At 69.9% G+C, this 4,514-nt stretch carries 5 protein-coding genes; 2 read left to right on the forward strand and 3 right to left on the reverse strand.

From position 1 onward, the window contains the following. The coding region (locus JHN63_RS47940) for an ATP-dependent helicase C-terminal domain-containing protein (protein WP_307782165.1) at nucleotides 1–392 on the forward strand (392 nt) is incomplete at its 5' end. Here JHN63_RS47940 and JHN63_RS47945 read toward each other — a convergent pair. The 3 genes from JHN63_RS47945 to JHN63_RS47955 all read right to left on the reverse strand — a co-directional run bounded on the left by JHN63_RS47945 (nucleotide 382) and on the right by JHN63_RS47955 (nucleotide 3,502). Beyond that, entirely contained in the window at nucleotides 382–1,374 is a 993-nt protein-coding gene (locus JHN63_RS47945; RefSeq protein WP_200691428.1) for a DUF3068 domain-containing protein, read from the reverse strand. The two genes, JHN63_RS47940 and JHN63_RS47945, sit on opposite strands and share 11 nt — an antisense overlap. Nucleotides 1,375–1,415: 41 nt before the next feature. After that, nucleotides 1,416–1,550, reverse strand: coding sequence for an SPW_0924 family protein (locus tag JHN63_RS47950; protein ID WP_200691429.1), 135 nt, complete (start codon nucleotides 1,548–1,550; stop codon nucleotides 1,416–1,418). A gap of 224 nt (nucleotides 1,551–1,774) precedes the next feature. Continuing rightward, nucleotides 1,775–3,502, reverse strand: coding sequence for a lytic transglycosylase domain-containing protein (locus JHN63_RS47955; protein WP_200691430.1), 1,728 nt, complete (start codon nucleotides 3,500–3,502; stop codon nucleotides 1,775–1,777). A 260-nt stretch (nucleotides 3,503–3,762) separates the two neighbouring features. On the opposite strand from JHN63_RS47955, the gene JHN63_RS47960 reads away from it, so the two are divergent. Next, a partial coding sequence (locus tag JHN63_RS47960; protein WP_200691432.1) for a DUF4184 family protein occupies nucleotides 3,763–4,514 on the forward strand: 752 nt, incomplete at its 3' end.

Consider the following 4,514-nt stretch of genomic DNA (forward strand, 5'->3'; position numbering starts at 1 on the left):
ATGCGGGGCAGGGGCTGCGGCGGTTGTTGCCGTGGGCCTCCGGGGACGCGGGGCGGTTGGACGAGTTGGCTCCGGAGCGGTACGTCGTGCCGAGCGGGTCCCGGATCAGGATCGACTACGGGAATCCCGAACAGCCGGTGCTCGCCGTCAAGTTGCAGGAGATGTTCGGACTTCACGAGTCGCCGACCGTCGCCGGGGTGCCCGTGCTCGTGCATCTCCTCTCCCCCGCCGGGCGGCCCGCCGCCGTCACCGCCGATCTTGCGTCCTTCTGGAAGGACGGCTACAAGGGTGTGCGGGCCGAGTTGCGCGGGCGGTACCCGAAGCATCCGTGGCCCGAGGACCCGGCCGCCGCCGAGGCCACGCGGTTCACGAATGCGCGGCTCAGGCGGTGACCGGTTCCGGTTCGTGGACCTCGGTCGGCGCGGGGTCTTCGGGGCGCCTGCTGCGGGCCTCCAGGTAGAGGGAGAGGGCCAGCAGGAGGAGGCCGAGGGTCAGGAAGCCCCAGGGGAGGTAGGAGACCATCAGCAGGACGAGGGTGCGGTTGGACTTCACCAGGGCGACGGTGTGCTTGATGTAGTCCTCGCGCATCTTCACGTCACCGGCGAACGCCGTCACCTTGGCCCGGCCGCTCAGCAGGGTGCCGCCGCGCAGTTCCTCCTTGTGGAGCTCCTCGCCGTAGACCGGTGCTCCGGTGACGGGTTCGACCCAGAACTTGCGGACCGTGGTGTACCAGCGGGTGGTGCCGGTCTTGGCGACGTCCTCCGGGGTGATGCCCTTGACCGGCATCGTCTTCGGCAAGGGGACCTTGGTCCACGGGATGGTCTGCTCGAAGTAGTAGACCTTGACGCCGCGGAAGTTCTGGGTGCCCTTGTAGTGGATCGGATTGGTGGTGCGGGTCTGCGCGTCGAAGTACTCGTAGTCCCGTTTCTGGGTCAGGAACGGCCACTTGAACTCGATGCCGTCCCGTTTCACCGGATCGCCGTCGACCATCTCGCCGGTGGCGTGGACGGGCTCCTGGGAGTGCGCGTCGAAGATGTAGCGCTCGGGGATCGAGGAGACCATCTTGCCGTCGGGGCCCTGGACGTAGGACAGACCGTCCCAGACGACGACGTCCCGGCCGGCCGTCTTGTCGATCTTCTTGGCGGCCTCCACGTTGCCCTTGAGGGTCTGCACGATGGTGACCTTGGAGACCGTCTTGGCCTGCAGGTTGTTGTAGTCGAGGAGGGTGGCGTTCTTCGCCTCCAGGACCATGTCCTGGTACTGGTTCGCCGGGATCTTGGCCAGGCGCGGGAAGGCGTACCAGCGCAGCAGCGGGGACAGCGCCGTGAAGAACACGGCGAGGGCGAGCAGGATCAGGCTGGCCTTGCGGTGCAACTCGGCCTCCCTACCAAGGAGTTAAACGCTTGCGCAATCGTTTACGGGTGCGCGGGCACCGTCGTCAGCAGCGGTTTCGGGGAGGTCTTGCCCATCGGCGAGCCCACCGCGGTGATGGTCAGGACCAGCGCGAACGCGAGCGCGAGTCCGGTCGCGGCGGCGATCAGAGCACGCATGCCGGGCCTCCCGACAGACAGGGAACAAAGAAACCGAAGGAGCCGACGCCCCCAGGAACTGATAGGTCGTCAGGTCGGGCACCGTAGCAACGCGCGGGCGAGATGAGAACACGTTGCACACGCACGGAGGGGGCGGACACGACAAGGGCGCCCTCCCGCCGTAGCGGAGGGGCGCCCTCGTCGTGCGGCTGTGCAGTCGTACGGCCGTCAGGTCCTACGAGTCGTTACGCGCTCGGCGATGCCGACGGGCTCGGGTCGGCCGAAGCGCTCGGGCTGGCCGAGGAGGTGTCGGTCGGCGCCGCCACGGTCAGTTCGACCGTGAGGGTCGCGCCGCCCGTGGTGGTGATCTGGAGCAGGAAGGTGCCGGTGGTGTCGTCGGCGTACAGCTTCGGCAGCGTCAGGAGGCCGTCGGCATCCGTGGCCAGGCCCGTGAGGGTGCGTACGGTCTTGCCGTCCGCGTCCTTGAAGTAGGGGCCCTTGTCGTTCTCGGTCGTGTCGTCGGCCGCCTTGACGAGGGTCGCGGTGGCCGCGACCTTGTCGGCGACGGCGCCGTTGTACGTGGCCTTCACCTGGACCTGGTCGGTGAACTCGCCGCCCGGGGTGCAGGTCAGCGCCGTGGTGCTGGTGCGGGCCAGGGTGTCGGCGACGCGGGGCGTGACGCTGGCCGTGTAATCGAGACCGGCGACCGCGCGGCCGACGACGGTGGCGCGGACGGTGAAGTCACCGGTCGTCTCGCCCGCTTGGAGGGCGGGGGCGACGGCCACGCCGGAGGCGTTGGTGACGACTGTGGCGACCGTCTCGCCGCCGGTGAAGGTGGCGTCCGTGGTCCCGACGATCGTGAACCGGATCCTGACCTTGGCGACGGCCTTGCCTGCCGAGGTCCTGGCGCTGGTGCTGATCTTCTTGCCGAACTGGTCGCCCGCCATGGCGGTCAGCTTCGCCGTACCGGCGTCCGCGAGCTTGGCCACCGTGTCGGTCGGCGTGGGCGTCGGGGTCGGGCTGGCCGGCGTGCTGGGGCTCGTGCTGCCGCCCGGAGTCGGGTCGGGGCTCGGCGACGAGGTCGCCGGAGGCGTCTGCGAGGGCGAGGTCGAAGGCGTGGATCTGGAGCCGTCGTCGCTGCGGCCCGACGGCAGCGTGCCCGTGCCGTCCGGGACCGAGTGGGTGCCCTTGCGGTAGAACTCCAGCCACGACAGGACCGTGTTCAGGTAGTCCGTCGAGTTGTTGTAGCTGAGGATCGCGCTGCGCAGGCCCGCGTCGGTCGACAGGTTCCAGTCGTTGCGGCACAGGTAGTGGCCGGCGGCGAGCGCGGCGTCGTAGACGTTGTTGGGGTCCTTGACCCCGTCGCCGTTGCCGTCGCGGCCCGCCCAGGCCCAGGTGGACGGGATGAACTGCATCGGCCCGACCGCCTGGTCGTACGTGCTGTTGCCGTCGTACGCGCCGTTGTCGGTGTCCTTGATGAGCGCGAAGCCGTTGCCGTCGAGCGCGGGGCCGAGGATCTTGGAGGTCGTGGTGCCGTTCGCGTCTACCTGGCCGCCGCGGGCCTGGCCCGACTCGACCTTGCCGATGGCGGCGAGGAGTTGCCAGGGCAGGTTGCAGCCCGGCTTGGACGCGGCGAGTTCCGTCTCGGCCTTCTTGTAGGCGTCGAGCACGGTCGCCGGGATGCCGGCCTCGGCTGCGCCCACCGAGACCGGGGTCCCTATGGACGGCGACTGACTGGGGCTCGGGAGAGGGCTGCTGAGCGGCGGGAGGTCCGTGTAGTACGGCGAGTCTCCGGTGGCGCCGTGGCCGCTGCCGGCGTCACTCGCGTCGGGCGTCGCCTGGCCGGTGGCGATGGGTCTGTCGCTGCCGGTCACCACCGGAGCCTGGGACGCGGACAGTGCCGCGACCGCTGCCGCGGCCACCGCCGTCGTCGCCGCACCCTTGCGCAGCCGCCTGCCGAAATGCGCCGTCATGGAGTGAACCCCTCCCAGGGACGCCCGAGCGCCCGTCCTTGTCTGTTGCCTCTGCGCCTGGTGTGACGGTCGACCCGCCCCGCAGGTTGCCCTCGTGGTCGTTATCGGATGGTGTGTACTTCTGTTCTCCGTCTCCGGCCGTTCGCGGGCCCCGCGCGGGGACCCAGGCGACCCTACGACAACTTGCTTTGCACGGGCACCCGTTGGTGACCGTTATTCACCGCTTGGCCATGTGCCGACCTCTCCTACGGGGACCTCTGTTGCCGTTCACCTTGAGTCATGCCGCCGCCGTACTGCCCGCCGTGCGCGGCGACGGAAGGGGGCGCGGCCTCCTTGTACCGGCGGTGCTGGTGGCGGGTTCCTTCGCCCCCGACATGACGTACTACGCGGCGAGCGCGGTCCCCGGAGCGATGGAATTCGGGAAGGTCACGCATTCCTTCCCGGGCGTCTTGACCATCGACGTCCTCATCACCTGGGCGACGGTCGGCCTGTGGCTGCTGCTGCGCGAACCCCTGGTGGCCCTGCTCCCGCGCGCCCGACAGCCCCGTACGGCCACCCTCCTGCGCTGCGGCACCCCACGCGCGCGTGCGACCCCGTCACTGGCCGCCCGCTGGTACGCGTCCGCGGTGCTCGGCGGCCTGACCCATGTCGTGTGGGACGCGTTCACCCACCACGACCGGTGGGGCGTCCGGCTGTTCCCCGTCCTGGACCGCGAACTGGCCGGCAGACCCCTGTTCTCGTCCTTCCAGTACGGCAGTTCGGCGATCGGCGCGCTACTGATCACCACGTTCGTGCTGCGCGCGCTACGACGGAGCCCGGCCGCGGAGCCGGTGGGGGTACCCGTGCTGTCGGCACGGGACCGCTGGACGGCCGGGCTCCTCCTCACCACCTGCGCCCTGCTCGCGGCAGCGGAACGGGCCTCCAACTGGTGGGCCTACTGGGGCTCGACAGCAAGCCTCTGGGACCTGATCCCGACGTTGTGCTTCGGGGCGGGGGCGGGGCTGGTGCTGGG

The organism is Streptomyces sp. MBT65 (genome assembly GCF_016612545.1).
Lineage (GTDB): Bacteria > Actinomycetota > Actinomycetes > Streptomycetales > Streptomycetaceae > Streptomyces.

Excerpts from the sequence above, each read along its gene's own strand:
- JHN63_RS47950 (WP_200691429.1), bottom strand. The coding sequence starts at position 1,550 with ATGCGTGCTCTGATCGCCGCCGCGACCGGACTCGCGCTCGCGTTCGCG.
- JHN63_RS47955 (WP_200691430.1), bottom strand. The coding sequence starts at position 3,502 with ATGACGGCGCATTTCGGCAGGCGGCTGCGCAAGGGTGCGGCGACGACG.